Genomic DNA, 21,930 nt, shown 5'->3' on the forward strand with positions numbered 1-21,930 from the left:
GCTTTGGTTCGACAGGGACAGAAGGAGGAGAAACAGTATCCAGAGATGAAGTGTCCTCCGGAGCAGAGGGCTCAGATGGCAGAACATCATTAGTAGAATCTTCAACTGGAACAAACGGTACAGGCATAGGTTGCACAGCAGAAGGAGCCTCTGGAACTGTTGGTACAGAAGGAAGCTCAGGCGGGGCTGATGCAGAAGGAGTAAGCGTCGAATCCGTAGGGATTAATGTTTCAGACGGTTTAGAACCTTCAGGCAAAGAAGGTGTAGATGGTATAAGTGGAGGCTCAACAGAAGGGGGTTGTTCAGGTGAAATAGTCTCTGTTGGTCGTTTAGAAGGAACCGTCTCTTCTTCAGATTGAGGAGGTAAAACTGTAGACGTTGGCTTAGAAGCAGTTTCAGAAGAATCTAATTCAGGACCAATGTAAACACTTTCGAGACGAAAATCCCAAAAATCCCCTTCTCCAGCAACCAATCTATTCTTTGGGTCTGCATTTCCAGAAGAAGAGCTTGGACCATAGCCACGAAGTTTATACTGATAAGGAAATCCATTAACCGTAGTATAACTATTGTTTAACTTAAAAGAACTTTCCTCTGCCGTCCCAGCAACTTGAATAAGTGAAATACTTTGACTCCTTTTATTGCCTGCTTCTTTATCTGAAGTTTTTAAAAGTTCTTCTATCCCAATAAGCGTGGTTCCCAAGACATTCCCATAGATCAAAATACGATCCGTTTGTTCAGAATCAAATGAACCATCATTATTGAGAAACGTGCTCATCTTAATCTGAACATTACCATCTGCACCATATATGTACTCCTCCTCATCTAACTTGTTTACACCACTTTTTTTTCCAATGTACAGGGTTTGATAACCAGTAGATTGATAGTGATCAAAAACAATTGTACTATCCTCAAGATCCACACCTGAAAGCGATGAAACCGTAGCATCTGATTCCTGCGGATTTTGATATTTGCTTTTGGTAAGATACCATTGAGAACCATTCTTTAAATGTAAATAAATATCAGAGGCATCCTTGGTACGAGAACCTCCTGTAAGTGTAGAGGAATTTGCTTCAACGAGAAGATAAGAATTATTTTCAGCTTTTAAAAACAAATCGCTGGAGATTTTTGTCTTTTCTAACCTAACCTTAGCTCGAGCTCCATAAACACGATCTCCAGCACTATATCCGGCACTATAAATGGCAATACCATCCGGAACCGCAAAATTTGTCTCTGACAAATGAACAGATGCTGTTCCTATAGTAATTCCTCGCGCGCTCGAAAGCGCTGAAGACGACATATTATACCTTACCAAATCAACCCATACATCTGGACTTAACCCATAAAAATACAGACCATATGCTCCTTTCCCCTGAACAGAAATTTTTGTCTTTTTAACCTTAATATTTGTCTTTTGAAACTCATACAAATGATTAAATTTATTAATTAATTTACCATTATCATCTGTATAACCTGTAAGATTTTTAATCAAAAAGCCATGCATGCCTGTAAGTTCTACAGAACCACCACTCAATTGAACATCACTACCTTGAGATACCTCAAAAGCTCCCAGTAATTTATCAACATTTTTCTCATCTACTATAACAGTCTCTTGTTTCCCTCTTCCCTTAATGACAGTATTATCAAAAGTATATTGTCCCCCAAACTGTGCTGAAAACCCACCAATCTCATTAAAAGTTACGGTACTGCCTGACATCCTAATCTTTGAACTAAAACTACTAACCAGCCCCATTTCTTGGGTACTATTTAATTCTTGTGTACTATTGAATTCATTTGGTTTAAGCTCAATATTTACACGCACTAAAGCAATATCCGTTCCTATTCCAAATGCATACATAACGCGAGAAGTCCCTGTAATCGCCCCATCTGTCATGCTAATAACTGAATTTTGCGCATGAAGCGCAAGTACATCCTTAAAATTTGCATTTTTTAAATTAAGACGCGCATTACGTTTTAGATATGCACCATATACAGTTCCTTGACGCGAATTATCGCCCGTAACAGTTATCTGAGATGCATCAACAACTGTACCTTGTTCTTCTATATATAAAGCAGCAATAGGAGCAGAATCAGAAGGAACTCTCGAAAAATTTTTTAAATGATAAGTTTTATTTTCAATTGTATGTTTTTTACCATCATTGCATTTATAAAACTGAGCGTTTGGATCACAGAGAGTTTCAAAATTATTAAAATCTGCATTCACACTCACGATTGGCAAAAAAGAAACAATAGCCGTTGTAATAAATAAAAATCTATAACCCCTTAATACATTAACCATAATTCTATTCCCAATTTTTCCTTCTCCCCCTGTTAGTTAAAAATAAAAAAATATTCCCCATAACATTAAGTTAAACACACTAACAATAGCAATTATAAAACTTAAATAATCACTTTATACTTCATAAAACACTCTATAACTTATGTAAAAATTACTCTATATTTCATAGGCACCTAAAAACGATAGTATAAACCGCCTGAAAAAATAATCCCTGAAAAACCACCTTTTCTAAGGCAATGCTGATAAGTTACATCTCCATGCAAAGCAAAGTTTGAAGACAACTGAGCCTTCAATCTCATTCCAGTTTCTAGAGAAGAGCCAAAAGCCCTTATTGGAATTCATCTCCAAACCGCACACGTTGTTTTCCTCTAAAACTAATGGCAAGCTAAAGCTCGCAATTGAAAGAAACAACAAGAGCCTCTTCAAAAGCAGCAAGCATCTTTCTTAAAGACCACCAACACGCATCACCCACAAATCAAGTTTTCCCATCTCAATATCAAAACCATCAATATCAGACGCCTTATCAAACCGCACATTTTGATAAATAACCTAAACCTGCGGATCAAAAATAACCCCTTTATGCCCTGTCATAAATGACTTGCCCGCAATCAATGAAGCACTCAAAGGCGTTTCCTTCAATGTTGCTGTCTTGCCTCTCGCTTGCGTCAGAACATCCCCTTTAAATAAACCATAGGAAAAAAGGACATCTATATAAAAGCCTGTATCATGCTGCATGCTGCCATATACTGTAATAGACTATTTATCAAATGTACTTTTTTGCTTTCTTTAACATCTTGAGGTTGTAGAGAATTTTTTTCCATATTCTCCCTTATTCTAAAGCTCAAAGTGTGATGTGTATCCTCAATCGCATTGAGCAAGACACTTGCCTCTATACCATGAACATTAGAAACCTGAATCTTACCTTCATCAAAGGAAAGAACCACCCTGCTTCACACCAAACACAGATTGAGATAACGTAGCATTTCTACCACTTTTCTTTTCGCCATTTCCTGTAATAGAACTCTTTTTAAAAGAAGCTTTATTATCTTTTGACACAACCACTGCTGATGTAATCTCCTCAGATCTCTTTAATTCTAAAATTCCATCAGTTCCTGAAAGCCTTTTTCCCCTTTACTTTTTTGCGGCTTAATAACTATGTTATGAGTTCGTATTGTAAAAATAACACCTGTAGCCCTCCTATCCAATCCACTCATATATAACTTATTACGACTTCCAAAAGTACGAGAAGCATCAACTGTATCACACGCATACGACTTAAAAAGAGAATTACACGAGGGGTTATAATCTTCTACACTCACATCTATATTGTGCACGAAGAAAGAAATAGAGGTCGTAAGAGAACACACACACATAGCGTTTTAGTACTTTAATCATAATTTAGTCTAAACTTCCTTTATTTTATCTTCATAAAAAACTGAAAAGACACACCTGGTTCATCTACGTATTATTCTTATTATGTGCCGTTACATATAATTTGTTTTGTATTATATGTAAAGTCAAAAATCAGAAAAATGACACAACAAAACCATGTTTTGTGCTTATGTCTTTCACAAAGGATGTATTAAAGAAAAATACAATTAAAAATGATACCTTAATCCACCAGAAAAATGCGTTCCGGAAAAGCCGTCACTCGTAAATTTATGCTGATAAATCAGATCGCTATGAAAAATAATTTTGGGAGATAATTGCGAAAAAACACCAAATCCAGCTTCTAAAGAAGTCCCAAAGGAACCAAGCTGGAAGGCATCTTTAAAATATACAAATTGTTTATCATCAAAACTACGAATGAAATGAAGCTTACCATAGAATGAAAGAACATGTGCATCTTTATCTTTAGTAAATGTAAGTGTCTTCGTTAAATACCCACCAATACGCATCCCCCAATGATCTGGGCTTCGCATATCAATATTAAAATTATTAATATCACGAGTCTTCTGAAACTGGAGATTTTGATAAACAAACTGAACCTGTGGTTCAAAAATAAAATATCGGCTGCCTATCATAAACGTTTTACCAGCAGTTAAAGAAACACTTAGGGGCTTCCCTCTCAATGCAGCCGTTTTACCTCGCTCAAGTGTGAGAACATTTCCATTAAACAAACCATAAGAGAAGAGACCATCCATATAGAGACCCGTATCATGCTGCATGCTTCCATATGCTGTGATTGTCCATTTATCAAATATACTTTCTTGACTTTGTTTAACCTTTCGAGGCTGCAACGAAAGTTTGCCATAATTTCCCATAATCCCAAAAGATGTCGTACTGTATGCACTTTCGATTTTCTTGAGTAAAATACCTGCCTCTAGTGCATTATAATCAAGCTCACCGCCATAATCACCATATTTAAATGCAGACAAATTTGAAGTATAATGATGATGTCCACCGTAACCGCGCAAAAACAAAGCGGGATTTTCATCATTTTTCAACAACCGACCAGAAACAGTTCGCAGCGCTTGCAACTGCTTGCTTTGATTACTGATATCCATCAATCCAGCATAAAATAAGGTATTTGGCACAAGAATATAAGTCAAAACCTGTGGAACAACGACTCTCACATTTGGCTCAAAATGAGAAGAAAGCTCAAAAACAGATGCCGAAACAGAAGAACCAGACGCAGGTGGAGTAACAACAAAAGGAGTGGGTGAAACAGATGACAGAACAGGTGAACCAGATGCAACTGGGGAAACAACAGAAGGAGTGGGTGAAACAGATGACGGAACAGGTGAAATAGATGCAACTGAGGAAACAACAGAAGGAGTGGGTGAAACAGACGGCGAAACAGGTGAACCAGACGCAACTGGGGCAACAACAGAAGGAGTGGGTGAAACATGCGGCGGAACAGGTGAACCAGATGCAACTGGGGCAACAACAGAAGGGGTGGGTGAAACAGATGGCGGAACAAGTGAACCAGATGCAGGTGGAGCAACTGGATTAGATTCAGCAATAGCGGGAACAACAGGTGCAAGAGAGGAAAGAGGATTGGGGATCTCAAGCACAAAAACATCAGATACATTAGGTGTGGTCGCAAGATGGGAATCCCTACCAGGAGAATCTACAGGAGAAGAAAGACTTGGCTCCTGAGGTTTTTGCTGAGAGTTAGAATCAATAGAACCATCCTCACCTCCAGTAATATTAGGATGAATTTTAGGAAAAGAAGGAATATCATCAGAAGAAGGGGGGACAACCAAATCAAGAACAGGAAAAACTTTAGTGGAATCAACAAATTTACTTTCAAGGCGGAAATCCCAAAATGTTCCAGAATTTTTAAGCACTCTTTGATTGGAATCTGCCGCCCCTAAAGAAGAGCTTGGACCATAACTCTTAAGATGATACAGATAGGGAGAGGCTTCAAGTGTGACATACCCCCCATTTAACTGAAAAGAATCTTCCATGGCTTTTCCATAAACCTGAATAATGGAAATCCCCTGATTATTACCGCCCTCTCCCGTCAATGCCCCTGAGCTTCCAGGAACACTATACACATGGACTGTCGTTTTTCCTTCAAGATCACCATTGATTAAAAGCCGGTCAGTTTTTTGCTTTTCAAGCTCTCCCCCTTGATCCAAATATGCATTAAGATAAAGATTCACATCACCATGCGCTTTATAGACAGTCCCAGATCCTTTTCCGATGAGAAGTGTCTGATAACCATCTGTTGTTTTAGATTTTAATTCTTCAAAAACAAGAGAACTATCCGTAAGATTGACCGATGAAATGAAGGAATAGTCCCCTAAATTAGAACCAGAAGCATCAGAATTTTGCAATTTGTCATATTTTGGTCGCGATAAAATCCACTTTGAACCATTTTTTAAATCTATCTTAGCTGTAGAACTTTCATCAACATGTGCGCCTCCTACAAGGGTAGAAGCATCAGCCTCAATCTTTACATTAGAACGCTCAACAGCTTTCAGGAGTGAATCTCCAGAAATTTTTGAATTTTGTAAGAGTTTAACAGAACTTTCGAATTCGCGGCTATAAATAGCCGTACTTTCTGGAGCCATAAAAGTTGTCTTTGTCAAATGGACAGTCCCTTTTCCAGGTATAATTGTTTTTTTATCATTTAAGACAGCTTCCCAAAAAAAGTGCATGCCATTAAATCCATTCCCTCTCACAAAAACATTGGAATATTTTATATGAGCAGCATTATGGTTATTCCCCTGCACTACAATGCCATGAGCATTGTCGACATTAACGTTTCCCTTCTGGAAATTAAGAGAGCCTTTCCCCTGAAGCATACTAAAAGCAGAACCTTCACGATGATTATCTATATTTGTTCCCTGTTTCCCCCTCCCAGTAATAGAAACACCCTCTAAATTAATTTCTCCATCTCCTCCTGTTTGAACACCAATACCATCAGCAAAATCAATTTTTCCTCCTTTCATATAAATTTTTGCACCATTATGACTCAAAAGACCTATCGCATCAGAAGATGTCTTAATCTCTGTCTTGGTCAAAGAAACAAACGACCCTTTACCCCCAACACTGATCCCCATTCTGGTTGCTTTAATCACCCCATTCTGCATCTCAAAAGCTCCCTCATCATTAATATCGGCCCCTATCGACACATCATTTAACATGGAATCAAATAGAGCAACGCCTCCCCCATTTGAGGACTTTACAGCTGTTGTCCAAGCGTTTGTTTCTGAATGGCCATTTGCATTCGAAACACCGTTAATGATTATAGCCTCTCCCTCAATGACTGTATTTTTCCCTGATGCCTCTATGGCAGCATCAGAACTTTCACCCGTAAGTTGATAAGTTTTCTTGGCAATTTCATGCGTTTTACCATCATTACAGCGATAAAATGAGGCGCTTTCGTTACATGAATATTGCTTCTTCTCAGAAGAAATCTCACCTGCATCAGTATTGTATACAAAGAAAAAAATAACCGTTGTAAAATGACATAAAGAGAGATGATTTTTAAACATAATTTTCTACAAACTTTCTTCCCCTTCTCTAAAAACAAAAAACACGCGTTCTGTTTAATAACTTTGGTTACGCGTGATAATTTAAAATACGTTTTGTATTTTATATATCCACCCTATACTTTATGTAAAGCAAGAATCCCAAAATATCACAATTTAAAATTGTATTATTTATAAAAACGCGTAAAAATATAGATAGAAATAAAAATTCCACCCCAAAGCAGTGATTTCAAGAGAATTTAATAAAAATAAACTCAAAGAAGAAAAACAGCATAAGAAGCAAAAACTGCAAACCAGAAAGCCTTATCTCGTTTCTAAAAAGAAAAAAACTTGCTCATGCAAAAAAAACATTTTTTTAAAAAACTTATTTAAAAAGTTGCAAACAAATAATAAAAAACCACAAGCATGGCTTGTGGTTTTTTAAACAACTTACCTCAAGATGATCATCCTAAAAACGATAGCGCAATCCACCAGAAAAACTGATTCCAGAAAAACCACCTTTACTCAACTTATGCTGATAAACCAAATCACCATGAAGCGCAAATTTTTGAGACAAGCGAGCATTAAGACCTAATCCAGCCTCTAGAGAAGAACCAAAAGCCCCTAACTGGAAAGAATCTTTAAAGCGCACAGACCTTTCTTTTCCAAAATCATGGGCAAAATGAATCTTTCCATAAAAAGAAACATCACGATCTTTTTCAGACGCAGTAAGAGTCTTTATCAAGCGACCACCCATACGCACCATCAATTGATCAAATTTATCCATCTCAATATTAAAATTATCAATATCACGAGCCGCATTAAATTGAAGATGCTGATAAACAACCTGAACCTGTGGATCCAAAACAACACCTTCATATCCTGTGGCAATTTTCTGACCACTCATCAAGGAAACACTTAAATGGTTACCCTTCAATGTTGCCGTTTTACCCCGCGCAGTTGTCAGAACATCTCCCTTAAACAGACCATAAGATAACAAACCATCAACATAGAATCCTACATCATGCTGCATACTGCCATAAACTGTAGCAGTCCATTTATCAAATGTACTTTTTTGGCTTTGTGCAACATCTCGAGGTTGTAGAGAAAGCTTTCCATAAGCCCCCATAACCCCAAAGGATATAGCACTGTCAACATTTTCAATTTTTTGTAGCAAAACACCTGTCTCTAGCGCATAGTACCCTAGATCCCCCCCATAACCATATTCAAGCGCAGATAAATCTGAAACATAACGATAACTTCCACCATAGCCACGCAAAAATGAAGCAGGATTTTCACGAATTTCCAACATTCCACTAGGATTAGTCCGTACTGTCTCCAGCTGCTTGTTTTGATTGCTAATATCTATCAAACCAGCGTGGAACAAACTATTCGGCAAAAGCAGATAAGTTGGTACCTGAGGAACAACAGATCTTACACCTCGTCGAGACGGAGAAACATTTTCAATTTTAGAAAGACTATCTGCAAAAGACACTGGAACAACCTCCTCAGAAGGCGCTGGAACAACCTCCTCAGAAGATGCTGGAACAATATCCTCAAAAGAAGCACGTGCAGGAGGTGTACGTTTAGAAACCATAGGAGTGCTTTTAGAAACAGCAGGTGTCTGAACATATTCATTTTCTAAACGAAAATTCCAAAATGCTCCTCCATTCAAAGCAAATCTCTGTTTAACATGCTCCTCCCCTCCAGTAGCTTTGGGTCCATAAGAACGAAGAACATATTTATAAGGCGCGCCATTTAATGCAACATACTGCCCATTCAGTTGAAAAGAGTCATACGATGCATCTCCATAAACTTGAATAATTGAAACACTATGCGCTTTTTTATTTTTTTCTTCTAAACCTCCCGCAACCCCTTGTATATGGACTATAGTTCTTCCCTTAACGTCACCATGAATGAGAAGCCGATCCGTTACTTGATGATCACTTGTATCACTAGGATTTAAACGTGCATTCAAATGAATCCAAGCATCACCAAAAGCCTGATAAACAATACCTGTTCCTTTTCCAATATAAAGCGTTTGATATGCATGATTAGTACTGGACTTTGGTTTTTCAAAAGTAATGGAACTATTAGAAAGGTGTACCGATGAAATAAACGAAACACCTCTATAATTAGGATCTTGTAATTTTTTCTGTCTTGGTTGCAATAAAGCCCACTGTGAATTATTTCCCAAGATAAGGTCGACTTTAGAACTGTTATCAACCTGAGTTTGACCGACAAGTGCAGAAGCATCAGCAACAACCTCTATAGAAGAGTTACGATCAGCCTTCAGCAACAAATCCCCAAAAAGCTTTGTTTCCTTTAAAAATATTTTAGATTTTCCAGATTTACTGCTATAAACAGCTATACTATCTGGAACGACAAAACGCGTCTTTTTCAAATCAACGCGCAATGATTTTCCCTCTGACGAACCTTCTGATGCTGCCACACCTTCAAAGTGTATACCATAAAATGCATTACCTTTCACTGTAATATTGGAATCTCCAATATTAATCTGAGGAGCTTTATCTCCCTGCAATAAAAGCCCATGAGCATCAGTAACATCAACAGAACCTTTCATAAACTGAACATAACCATCTTCAGATATATGAAAAGCTGCCTGACGACCTGCATCCAGCCCTTGATCATCCTTACCGGTACTCCCCTTGCCGGTAATAGAGACACCCTCTAAAATAAGATATCCTTTTTCTTCTGCTTTAACCCCAACTCTCCCTAGGCTAATTTGCGTATTCGTTAAATCAACACCACTTTGAGATTTTCCTCCAGCAAAAGCCCCCACTTTGATTGCATCAATTGATCCACCAGACATTACGATGAATCCACCTTGAGCTTCCACCCCCACTAAAACCCCACTCAACGTGGAATCGCTCAGAAAGACGCCCGCTTCTTCTGATACCTTTACTCCATATTTCCAAAAATTGTTTTCCGAGTTATTCTTTTCATCCAAAATACCCTTAACAGTTATATTCTTGCCACGAATAATTGTACCTTCCTTAGACGCCTCCATGGCTCCATGAACACCATTAACATTTTTATCCATTAACGAATAAACTTTATTATTAATTTCGTGCGCTCCACCATCAGAACACTGATAAAATGCTGCATTCTGATCACATGAAGACTGCTTTCTTCCAGAGATAACCTGAGATTCAGCATTGCGTGCAAAAACACCAACATTGTGTGTCAAAAAAAGAAGTGCCGTTGTAAAAGTACATAAGGAGAAGCGATTTTTAAATAGATTGACCATAATTCCACCATAACCCCCCTCTTCTTACTAAGATCTATACATAACGTATCAAAAAACTTAACCAAAAGAAAAATATTTAATACGTTTAGGTTTTAATATCGTGAGTTTATTAATATTTTTTGTGTTTTATGTAAATATGGAATAAAAAAATTACTCGAAAATACAATCTAAATCTGTCGCTTTTACAAAGAATTTGCAAAAATATAACTGAAGAACGACAGAAAAATCACCTTTAACGTTGTTAGTCAAAAACACCCTTAGTCAGTTGACATGCATTAAGAACACCTACTTTAACTGCCGTCTAATCACCGCCAGAACGGATATAATCAACATCCTTACGATAATATTATATTGAAACAGTGTACACTCTGTAAGCAGACAAAACATATGCCAAAATTGAGAAACAAGAGTTCACATATGCCTTTTAGGCAATCTTCATGGTAAGACAGTCTAATAAAAAGTAGGAACGTGTAAAAATCAGTTCCGATTTTACCTTTTCCTTTTAATTCAACTTTACAATATTCAAAAACATTCAGAGCCATATTTTAAAAAGTGAAGATGACACATGACTTCATCTTTTTATTTATGCATTTAAAGAAAACACACTTTCAAAAAACAATACGTCATTATGTTTCTCATTCACCAATTTTCTCAGATATATCTCATATTTCCATCCCCATTTCATAACGACAGCAGATATAATATCAAGTTTATCGGATACAGCCCTCATTGTGCCTGAGTAGCATCTTTGTCTTTGCCAATTTCTAATATTGTAAATCCTCTCCTCTTAATATAATTCCCAAAATTATATTGACTCCTTTCTTAAACGATTATCCACTTGCTAATCTTACATATAATAGACAAAGGAATGCTTTTTATGGATTCATCATAAGAGCATTGAAAATATTTCAGCACCCTAAATTAAAAATATCTTTATAAATCAAAATATTATAATAATCACTCTGAAATACGCGTTTTGAAACGATAACGTACAAGCCTTCAGACTTTTCAAAAAAACGAAATAAGTCCAACCTAAAAGCATATTAAAGATATGCAAAGTCACACTCTCGTAAAAATGCTATAACACAAAATGAATAGATAATGAGAAAAAGCCACAAGTATAACTTGTAGCTTTTTGAAAGATTAATCAAAAACAGAAATAATACTAGAAATGATAACGCAATCCACCTGAAAAACTCGTTCCAGAAAAACCAGCTTTCGTTAGTTTGTGCTGATAAACCAAATCGCCGTAAAGCGCAAAATTTTGAGATAATTGGGCATTAAAACCTAATCCAGTTTCTAACGAAGAACCAAAAGCACCTAGCTGAAAAGCATCTTTAAAATGCACAAATTGTTTTCCTTCAAAACCATAAGCAAGATGAAGCTTGCCATAGAAAGAAACAACCTGAGCCTCATCAGTAGCAACCAGCCTCTTTGTTAAACGTCCTCCAACACGCCCTACCCACTGATGAAGTTTTCCTAAATCAATATCAAAGCCGTCCACATCACGCACCTTATTAAATTGAAGATATTGATAAACAACCTGAACTTGCGGATCAAAAACAAAACCGTCCTCCCCCACCATAAACGTTTTACCAGCAGTTAATGAAGCACTTAAAGGGAAACCCTTTAATGTTGCCGTCTTGCCCCGTGCAGTTGTTAGAACATCACCTTTAAACAAGCCGTAAGACACAAGACCATCAACGTAAAAACCTGCATCATGCTGCATACCACCATATGCCGTAACTGACCATTTATCAAATGTACTTTTTTGACTCTGCTCAACATTCAAAGGTTGCAAAGAAAATCTCTCGTAAGCCCCGATAATTCCAAAAGAAGTGGAACCATACATATTTTCGATTGCTTTCAGCAAAACGCCTGCCTCTATGGCATTATAATTAAACTCGCCGCCATAACCATATTCAAGCGCGGAAAGATTTGAAGTATAACGATGATTGCCGCCATAACCGCTCACAAAAAAGAGAGGGTTTTCACGACTTTCTAATAAGCCCCCAGAAGTAATTCGCAAAGCTTCTAACCGCTTATTTTGATTGTTAACATTCATCAAACCAATATGACGTAAAGCATTAGGCAAAAGGAGATAAGTCGGAACCTGCGGAACAACAGCCTTAACGCCCGGCTTAGGACGAGGATGAGGCTCCGGAGCTGGTTCTGGAGAAGGTTCTGGTCCCGGAATTGGCTTAGGAGCAGGATCTGGTTTAGGTTGAACATCAGAATCTATAGACCTACTTTCAAGGCGGAAATCCCAAAAATCTCCGCTCCCTTCAACTAATCTCTGATTCATGCTTGCTTTTCCAAACTCAGATCCTGGACCATAACTATAAAGCTTATACTGATAAGGTAATTCGTTTAACGCTACATAACCACCTTCCAACTGAAAAGAATCTTGCTTTGCTTCTCCAGAAACCTGAATGATTGAAATACCTTCAGCATTCCCCCCCTTTCCCGTATATCCTCCTGGACTTCCTGCAACTCCATGCACTTGGAGCTTTGTTTTTCCCGAAACATCACCATGAATTAAAACACGATCAGTCTTTTGATGATTAAGAGCACCACCACTATTCAGGTATGTATTAAGGGAAATAGAGGCACCTTCCCGTGCTCTATAAACCTCACCCTTTCCCTTTCCAATACGAAGAGTTTGATAATCATCAGCAGAAGAAGATTCATGTCTTTTAAAATTAATAGAGCTATCACCCATAAGACTAACGAGTGAAATAGAAGAATCATTTGCAACCTTACGTTGATCTTTTTGCACCTGTTGTGGTAAAATCCATGTAGAATGACCTCCCAGATAAAGTTCGGCATGAGAATCTTTATCAACGTGAGTACGACCTTCAAGGGTAGAACCATCAGCCAAAACCGTTATAGAAGCCCCTTTCTCAGCTCTTAATAAAAAATTCCCTGAACGAAGAGTACTTTTCATCAAACTCACCGCACCAGAAATAAGGTTTTCACCATAAAGAGCCGTATCGTCTGAAACAGAAAACTCTGTGGTATCAAAATTAACAACTTCCAATCGTGGTGGAGCTTTTTCTTCCTCTAATGAAATCTCCTCTTTTTTATCCCCATCTTCGCTCCATGGCTTTTCTCCCTGAAAATAGATACCATAAGATCCCTCACCCTTTACTGTAACAGAAGAAGACTTAAAATTAGCCTCGGTCACATAAAAGTTATTCGATAAATCTTCAGTTTCATCTTTTGAGTCAGAACGTTCTGGTACAACACTAAAAGGCTTGACGGGATTTTCTAATAATATACCATGTGCACCCTCAACCTGAATAGTCCCCCCTGTAAACTCAACACGTCCCCCTTCATCCATTAAAAAAGCTGCATCATTTTTGTCTTTGTGTCCCTTTCCAGTAAGAGTAACACCATCGAGAATCACCGTGCCTCCCAACATCGCAGAAATCCCATGACTGTTGGTAAAGTTAACCTCCCCACCTTCCACCCAGATATCTGCACCGCTATAACTGGAAAGACTTACCTTCCCATCACGCGTATTAACTTTTGTATCCTTTAAAATAACCAATGAATTCCCCACGGCTTCAACAGCCCTATCACTGTCCTCTATAATCCCCTGCTTTATCTCAATTATCCCATTATGAGCGAAAAGAGCTAACTTTGTATTTTGAAGCGTCGGTTTTTTCAAAACAATCTTTCCGTCATCTGATACAGCCACACCACGCAAAAAAGATTTATCAGAAACTTCACTGCTAACAGTTACATTCTCTCCATAAACTCTGGTCCCTATCCGTTTCACTGTTATAGCAGTAGGATCAACAGGATAGTTGGAAAAGTTCTCTTTCGTAATTGTATAAGATTTATTATCAATTTTAGGATCTATCCCACAATTATCACATACATAATACAACCCACTATGGTAATAAAACCCAGGATTCACTCCTCTTCCATCAGAGTCTGCATCTTTAACAGAGTTATTTACATTATCCTTATGTCCATTCCATCCCTCCACTCCACTAAGCTGACGATAATCATTTCCTCCACGAATACCCTCATCGTTATTGCCAACATTAATCATATTAGAAGGGTAATAATTATCCCCACTCTCTCCAGGAAGCTTATGCTTATTACTCCCGCTAAGATGAGGAGAAGAATTAGCAGAGACAACTGGGATAACCTTTATAACATAAGGTTTACTATCCTTCCCCTCTGCAGCCGCATACACTTCTCTTCCATTTTGAAGCAAAGAGAGGATAGCTGTTGTACAAGCACATAAACATACATGATTTCTAAAAACTTTAATCATAGTTCCCTCGAAACTTTCCTTCCCCTCTCATTAAAAACAAAAGCACTTACAAAACACCCCATTGCACACCTCAAAAATACGAAAAGTGTAACAAAAGAACATGCCTCATGCTCATCTGAACTGTGTAATGAATTATCCCAATAAATTTGGCAAAAGCTCTACGCCAAAACCACCTATAAGAGAACAATTACAAAAACACACTTTATGAGTGTATAATGCATTCTGTATTTCGTGTAAAGAAAAAATAAAACCAGTGCGTGCAATTAATTAAAAACACAATCAAACCTTGTGATCTTTAAAAATTAATCCACAAGGAGATGAATGAAACAATGACTTAAATCAGTAGAAAACAAACTCTCAAAAACGAGCTTTAGAAAACATCAAATATTATATTAGATAATATCAATACAGTACTAAAAAGGATAACGTAACGCATACCGGTCTGCTGAACGCTTAAAAAGCCGATAAAAGCGAGGCACTCTATCGCATCAGTAGCAGCATAAATTTTAAGAAAATTCGCTTTAGTGGAGAAAAGTGCTCTCATGCATAAAACAAACTATGTCTTTTTTGCTTAATAAAGAAGACGAGATTTTTTAAGAATAACACAAGTTGTTATAAAGAAAAAAGGCAGCACATTGTGCTGCCTTTTCTAAAAAGGTACATAGTGTACCTTATATTAAAACTGATAACGTACTCCTCCGGAAAAACTTGTTCCCGAAAAACCAGCCTTATTAAGCTTATGTTGATAGAGAATATCAGCATGCAGAGAGAACTGTGGCAACAATTTGGCATTAAAACCTAATCCAGCCTCTAGAGAAGAACCAAAAGCTCCTAACTTGAAAGCATCATTGAAATGCACAGACTGTTTTCCTTCAAAACCATGAGCAAGATAAAGCTTACCATAGAAAGCAATAGCATTCACGCCTTCAGAACCTGTAGGAATCTTGGTTAAGCGTCCACCAACACGTGCTACCCACTGATTAAGGTTACCCATTTCAATATCAAAATTGTCAATATCACGAGCTTTATTAAACTGGAGATGTTGATACACAACCTGAACCTGCGGATCAAAGACAAAACCCTTATATCCTGTCGCAATTGTCTGACCACCAGCTAAAGAAACACTCAAAGGATTACCTTTTAATGTTGCTGTTTTACCCCGTGCAAGGGTGAGAACATCACCTTTGAACAGACCATAGGATAAAAGACCATCAACATAGAAGCCAACATTATGCTGCATGCTACCATATACCGTAGCAGTCCATTTATCAAATGCACTCTTCTGACTGTGCTCAACATTCACAGGCTGCAGAGAAAGTTTTCCATAAGTTCCCATAACGCCAAAGGATATAGCACTATCAGCATTTTCAATAGTTTGCAGCAAAACACCTGCCTCTACACCATTATAACTAAGATCACCTCCGTAACCATATTCAAGTGCGGACAGATCTGAAGCATAACGGTAACTTCCACCATAGCCGCGCAAGTATAAAGCAGGATTTTCACGAACCTCTACCATTCCTGTAGAAGTCATCCGCAACGTCTCCAATTGCTTATTTTGATTGCTAATATCCATCAAACCAGCGTGGAATACGCTATTAGGCAAGCTGAGATAAGTTGGAACCTGTGGAACAACAGACCTTACAAATTGTTCAGGAAGGGCAGCAGATCCAACAGACTTAACATACTGATTTTCTAAACGGAAATTCCAAAATTCTCCACCATCCTTAACAAATTTCTGCTGAACATGCTCCTGTTTCGAAGTCGCTTCTGGAGCATAAGCACGAAGGGTGTATTTGTAAGGTGAGTTTCTCAGTGCAACATAATTGCCATCGAGTTGGAAAGAGTCTTTCTTCGCTTGACCATAGACCTGAATCATTGAAACAGTATGAGCAATCTTGGCATTCGCTTTACCATCTCCTACATTGCCCGCATCACCTCGTACATGTATTTTTGTTTTTCCAGAAACATCACCATGAATGACAAGCCGATCAGTGACTTGCTGATCACTCGGATCACGAGGATTTAAACGTGCATTGAGATGAATTACAGCATTACCCTGTGCCGCATAAACAGTTCCTTTCCCATTTCCAATATGGAGAGTCTGATATTTGCCTTCAGATTCCGAAGGTGCAAAATCAATAGCACTATTTACAAGACTTACAGAAGAAATGCATGAATCCACACATCCTGAATCTAGAGTTTCCAAATTCCTCTGTGCTCTTCTTTTTAGAATCCACTGTGAACTATTAGCCAAGTCTAATTTTACATAAGAATTTTTATCAACGCGAACACCGCCTGTAACAATAGAATTATCAACAGAAACCGATATATTGGAATCATTCTCGGCTTTTAATAACAAGTCACCAGCAAGGGTTGTTTTATTTTCTAATGAAACACGACCACCAGAATTATTACCATAGATAGCTATACCATTTGCAACTTCAAAATCAGTTTTTTTCAATGAAATTGCCCCCGTTACGCCTATAGTTGCATTCTCCTGTTTGGATACAGCGCTCCGCTTAACAACACTTGTTTGCTCAGTTGCTAAATCCTTACTTCGATTTTGTTGTCTCGCTTCCTTCTGTGTTCCCCCATCAAAATATATGCCGTAGACTCCGTCACCTTCCACTTTAACAGTAGAAGACTCGATATTTACGTGATTCATAGTAGGACGAACGTCAGAAGATCTCCTTCTCCTAGAAGAGCCGGTCTCAACAGCATCCCCACTCTTCATAACCCACACAGCATGGGCATCAGTAACAACATTTCCATTCTTAAAATCAACAGAAGCATTATCCCTCACCAGAAAAGCTGCACGCCCAAAGTTATCTACAGAATCTAACTTACCCTGTCCTTTTTTCGCAGTAATATTAACTTTGTCTAACTCAACGCTTCCCCCAGCTTCTGACCTCACAGCCACTCCCTTTTCCAAAGTAATAGCCCCAGAGTCCATAGACACCTTACCAGCCTGACTTACCAGACCAGCCATAGCTAAATCCCCTGTTACGTTAATCTTCATATCCTTCAAATTAACAGATGATCCAGAACCTGCCAAAGCACCCACATAAAGCGCATCTACTGTTCCACCAATCATCTTAACTTTTCCGCCACTTTTAGCTTCAAGCCCAATCACAGAAGAGGTAATTGTTGATTTATTATCCAAAACAACTTCTGCCCCCTCTTCTGCAAGCACAGCACTCACGAGTTTTGATGGAGTAACACCAAAATTATCTTTACTATCTGAAGAATCCGCACCACTAATAGTAGTCCCCTCTAGCTTGATAACTGTATTTGGATTTACTGCATGCATAGAATGCTGAGTTTTCTCACTTGCCTTCAGTGTCTTCCCTGTTATTATCCGCGATTTACCATCTCTACACAAATAAATAGTCCGCGATCCCTTCTCTCCATTATTCATATCATCACATGTAGAAGAAATCATTTCCTTACCAATACTATTAGGCGGAACAATACGCCCAACAGATCCATTAGGAGGTGTAGAAGATTTCTCAGAAACCTCAGAAGAAGGCTTTATGGAAGCTTCTGATTTTATAGATGAAAGCTTATTCGATATAGTATGCCCAGATGATACAGAAATCCCATCTGTCGATATCACTGAAACCCTATCTGGATCAGATCTCCCAAGTGAATTAGCTCCTGAAGGTATTAAATTTAACGAACTTCTACCTCTAGATGAAGGAGATGAATTGGACGAAACAGTATATACGTTATGCCCAGATGTCCCAGATCTTGCAGGATTAGTAGATGTCCTCTCCTCAGATACAGTAGGAGTAACAGGAGACGTAGTAGAAGAAGGAAGAGACGTCACAGCTTCAGATGTTCTACCCACCCCCTGATCAGTAGATGCGCCCCCCTCAGATACAGCAGAAGTAACAGAAGACGTAGCAGAAGAAGGAAGAGACGTCACAGCTTCAGATGTTCTACCCACCCCCTGATCAGTAGATGCGCCCCCCTCAGATACAGTAGAAGCAACAGGAGACAGAGTAGGAATAGACATTACAGCTTCAGATGCTTCACTCTCTACATCATCGTATCCTTCATATCCACCGTCTATATGACCTTCATCACCTGTCTCAGTTCTATGAATCCCAGAATTCACACCAACTGTATCAGAATCACCGTAACCTACTATAGTATATTCTACTTCATTTGCATTCTGTCTAGGATCTTCACTTCCATCAACAGCAAGAAGATAAATACCTGTACTTCCATCACTTGTTACCAGTTCTTCATCATAACTGAAAGTTCCCCCCAAAATATAAGGATTCGGTTCCCTTCTTTCACTTCCATCAACAGTCTCTTCAGTTGTCAGGGTATGTAGAGAAGGAGATAAAGGATCTGATATTGTAGAGGACTCATTTCCAGACTCTTCATGACTTACATCACTTGTATCAGATCTCCCAAGTAATGCGGGGTTCCCATTCGTATTAGAAGTAATAACTTGATTAGGTGGTCTAGATTCAGAAGTTTCAGATGGAAGATTTGATCCTACAGAAGAATTATCTACCTCACTTCCCACAATTTCACGAGATGGCACGGAAGGAGTATTTACTCCCGCCCTCCCCCTATTGCCACCTGAGACAAAAAGAGAACTACGCTCATAGGGCAAATTTTTATCTTCTAAACGAAAATCCCAAACATCTTTACTGCCCGCAACTAAAGCCTTATCGAAATACTGCATTTTCGAAGGAATAGTTGGACCATAAGCACGAAGAACATACTGATAAGGAGTTCCGAGCGTAACATAATCATCATTTAAACTAAAAGAGCTTTCTTCTGCCCTTCCGAAAACTTGAATAAGTGAAATACTATATCCCTTATTGTTACTGCTACCACCCCAACCTACTCCTTGTGCCTTCACCTTTACCTTAGTTTGTCCAGAAACATCACCATGAATCAATAGTCTATCAGAATTTCGACCAACAACCTTACCAGATACATCTACGGCCTTACCAGATACATCTACATTGAACTGAATTGTAGAAGTCCCCTTAGCACTGTAAACAGTACCCTTTCCTTTTCCGATGCGAAGAATTTGATATTCAGTAACAGCCTTTCCACCATTAGAACCCGCACTATTTAAATTTTTTATTGAAGTAAAAAATTCAATAGCACTATCTTGAAGACTCACAGATGAAATACATGAATCTATACAATGCTGATCGGCATCTTCTGAATCTTCATAGGAACTTTTTTTTACCCGCCATTCTGCTCCATTGGATAAAAAAAGCTCAGCATGAGATTTATCATCAAAACGAGTAGCACCTGAAATGATAGATTTGTTAGCAAAAACGGATAAATCAGATTTTTTAGCTTTCAACAAAAGAGAACCCGAAACTTCCGATCCATCTTGTAAAAAAACGTAACCTTTCAAACCATCACCGTAAATAGCGACACCCTCTGGAACTGTGAGAGAAGTCTTTTCTAAAAGAACCCCATGTGGCACAGGGTCCTCAGACTGTATCCCATTAGCCCGACGATCAAAGTCTATACCATAAGACTTTTTACCTGGAACCTTAATAGATGAAGATTTTATAACAGCATTTAAATTCAAGAAATTAGAGAATGGATCAATGCCAAGAGCACTCTCTTTCTGTATTCTAGCCTTATAAACAGAAGAAAAAATATCACTAAAAGCTTTGGGAAAAATATTGGAAGAACGATGGGAAGAACGCAAATAAACAGGAAGATACTCCTCCCTATTTTCATCTTCATCTTCATCTTCAAACTCAAAATAAGTGTTTATATTTTCTTGCATATTTCGTACAATGTTGCTCGCAATATTTGGACCAATCTGCAAAAAAATACTATCGGAAACATCAAAATTCCCATCTTTAAACGAAATATAACCGTCACGTGATAGCAAAGCAATGCGCCCAACATCTTGAGAAGAATCATCTCTATCAGAATCTTCCGGCAGCACCAGCTCTCCGCTCCTCTCCTTCACCTGTGCCGCCCCATTTAATTCAGAAACATTTTTTTGAATGCTAACACCTTCCAATAGAACAATTCCCATTTCTGAAGCGATAACCCCTATCGTTGTATCTCCTAAAGAAAGTGTTCCTTTTTTCATCTCTATTACAGATTTATCATCACTCCACAGACCAACTATCTCTGCTGTAACACGTGCATTTTCCAAAAGAACCACACCTTCTTTTGAAGCCATAGCATTCACATAACGGCTGTGAAGGGAACCACTATTCATAGCAACCTTTCCATAACTAGAAGCTCCAAGCCCATAAGCAAATCCTTCAACCACTGTATCGTTCAAATTAATCGCAGCGCCAAGTTGAGACTTACCATCCGCAAATACAGAGCCCCTACCTTCACCCTGAAACAGAGTTTTATTTTCAACCACCTTAATATCTGTGCCTTCTTCAGCAACCACGGATATCTCAGATACATTAATAACTGTAGGCAAAGGACCTGTTACATATATAGCACGATCATACCTTCCTGCTTTAAGCGGAGTTTTACTACTACCTTCACCTTGTCCAAGTGTATGCGTAGCACCATCATCACAGAAAATAGACGCTCTAGACAGAGATTCTTTGGCCGAAGAACAAGGTGGTAACAATGCTGGAATTGATTCTACTAAAGAACCCTGTTGCACAGAACCAGGGACACCGCCAACGCCAACACTAGGGACACCACCAGGAACACCAGCGCCACCAAGTCCACCAGCGCTGCTAGAGACACCAGCGCCACCGCCAGGGACACCGCCAACGTCACCACTAGCGACTTGTGCTAAAGGAGCTGCAGGTAATTCTGCTACTTTAGGTGTAGGAGATTCTGATGAACTTCTAAAAGATGGTATTATAGATGACAATGAAGAAGTTAGGCCTGAGAATGACCAAAAACTACTCCCTATAGAAACATCTACACCTTGCAAAAAGAAGAAAGCACTTGTTGTCAGTGCGTACAAACGTGTACGCTTTTTAAATACATTGATCATATGTCAAACTTTCTAAATAATGTTGCAAAAACACTAGAATTAAGTGAAAATGAGGTAAGTGAACGGTTTGTAACATATGTCAGTCAACTTTACAACATAGTGTTATTTATTTACGCTTCATTTTGTGCATAAAAATACCAAAGTTAAGTTTTTAAGTGCGCAAACCTT

6 protein-coding genes and 1 pseudogene are annotated in these 21,930 nt (G+C 38.4%); all 7 read right to left on the bottom strand.

All coding sequences use genetic code 11. The features are described from left to right. On the bottom strand, positions 1–2,296 hold a 2,296-nt coding region (locus tag ACFIJW_RS09200), incomplete at its 3' end, for an autotransporter outer membrane beta-barrel domain-containing protein (RefSeq protein ID WP_375634179.1). A gap of 173 nt (positions 2,297–2,469) precedes the next feature. Next, positions 2,470–3,195, bottom strand: a pseudogene (locus tag ACFIJW_RS09205) (autotransporter outer membrane beta-barrel domain-containing protein); the annotation flags it as partial. A 28-nt stretch (positions 3,196–3,223) separates the two neighbouring features. Further along, entirely contained in the window at positions 3,224–3,358 is a 135-nt protein-coding gene (locus ACFIJW_RS09210) for a hypothetical protein (protein ID WP_375634181.1), read from the bottom strand. A 536-nt stretch (positions 3,359–3,894) separates the two neighbouring features. After that, entirely contained in the window at positions 3,895–7,245 is a 3,351-nt protein-coding gene (locus ACFIJW_RS09215; protein WP_375634183.1) for an autotransporter outer membrane beta-barrel domain-containing protein, read from the bottom strand. A 445-nt stretch (positions 7,246–7,690) separates the two neighbouring features. Continuing rightward, the gene (locus ACFIJW_RS09220; protein WP_375634184.1) at positions 7,691–10,492 is read right to left on the bottom strand and encodes an autotransporter outer membrane beta-barrel domain-containing protein; all 2,802 of its coding nucleotides are present in this window, start codon (positions 10,490–10,492) and stop codon (positions 7,691–7,693) included. 1,165 nt (positions 10,493–11,657) lie between these two features. Then, positions 11,658–14,783 carry an autotransporter outer membrane beta-barrel domain-containing protein gene (locus ACFIJW_RS09225; RefSeq protein ID WP_375634186.1) on the bottom strand — a complete coding sequence of 1,042 codons (3,126 nt, stop codon included), beginning with the start codon at positions 14,781–14,783 and terminating at the stop codon, positions 11,658–11,660. A 676-nt stretch (positions 14,784–15,459) separates the two neighbouring features. After that, positions 15,460–21,762 carry an autotransporter outer membrane beta-barrel domain-containing protein gene (locus tag ACFIJW_RS09230; RefSeq protein WP_375634188.1) on the bottom strand — a complete coding sequence of 2,101 codons (6,303 nt, stop codon included), beginning with the start codon at positions 21,760–21,762 and terminating at the stop codon, positions 15,460–15,462. Positions 21,763–21,930: the final 168 nt, after the last annotated feature.

It is taken from the genome of Bartonella sp. MM97QHHN (assembly GCF_042194285.1).
Classification (GTDB): Bacteria; Pseudomonadota; Alphaproteobacteria; order Rhizobiales; family Rhizobiaceae; genus Bartonella.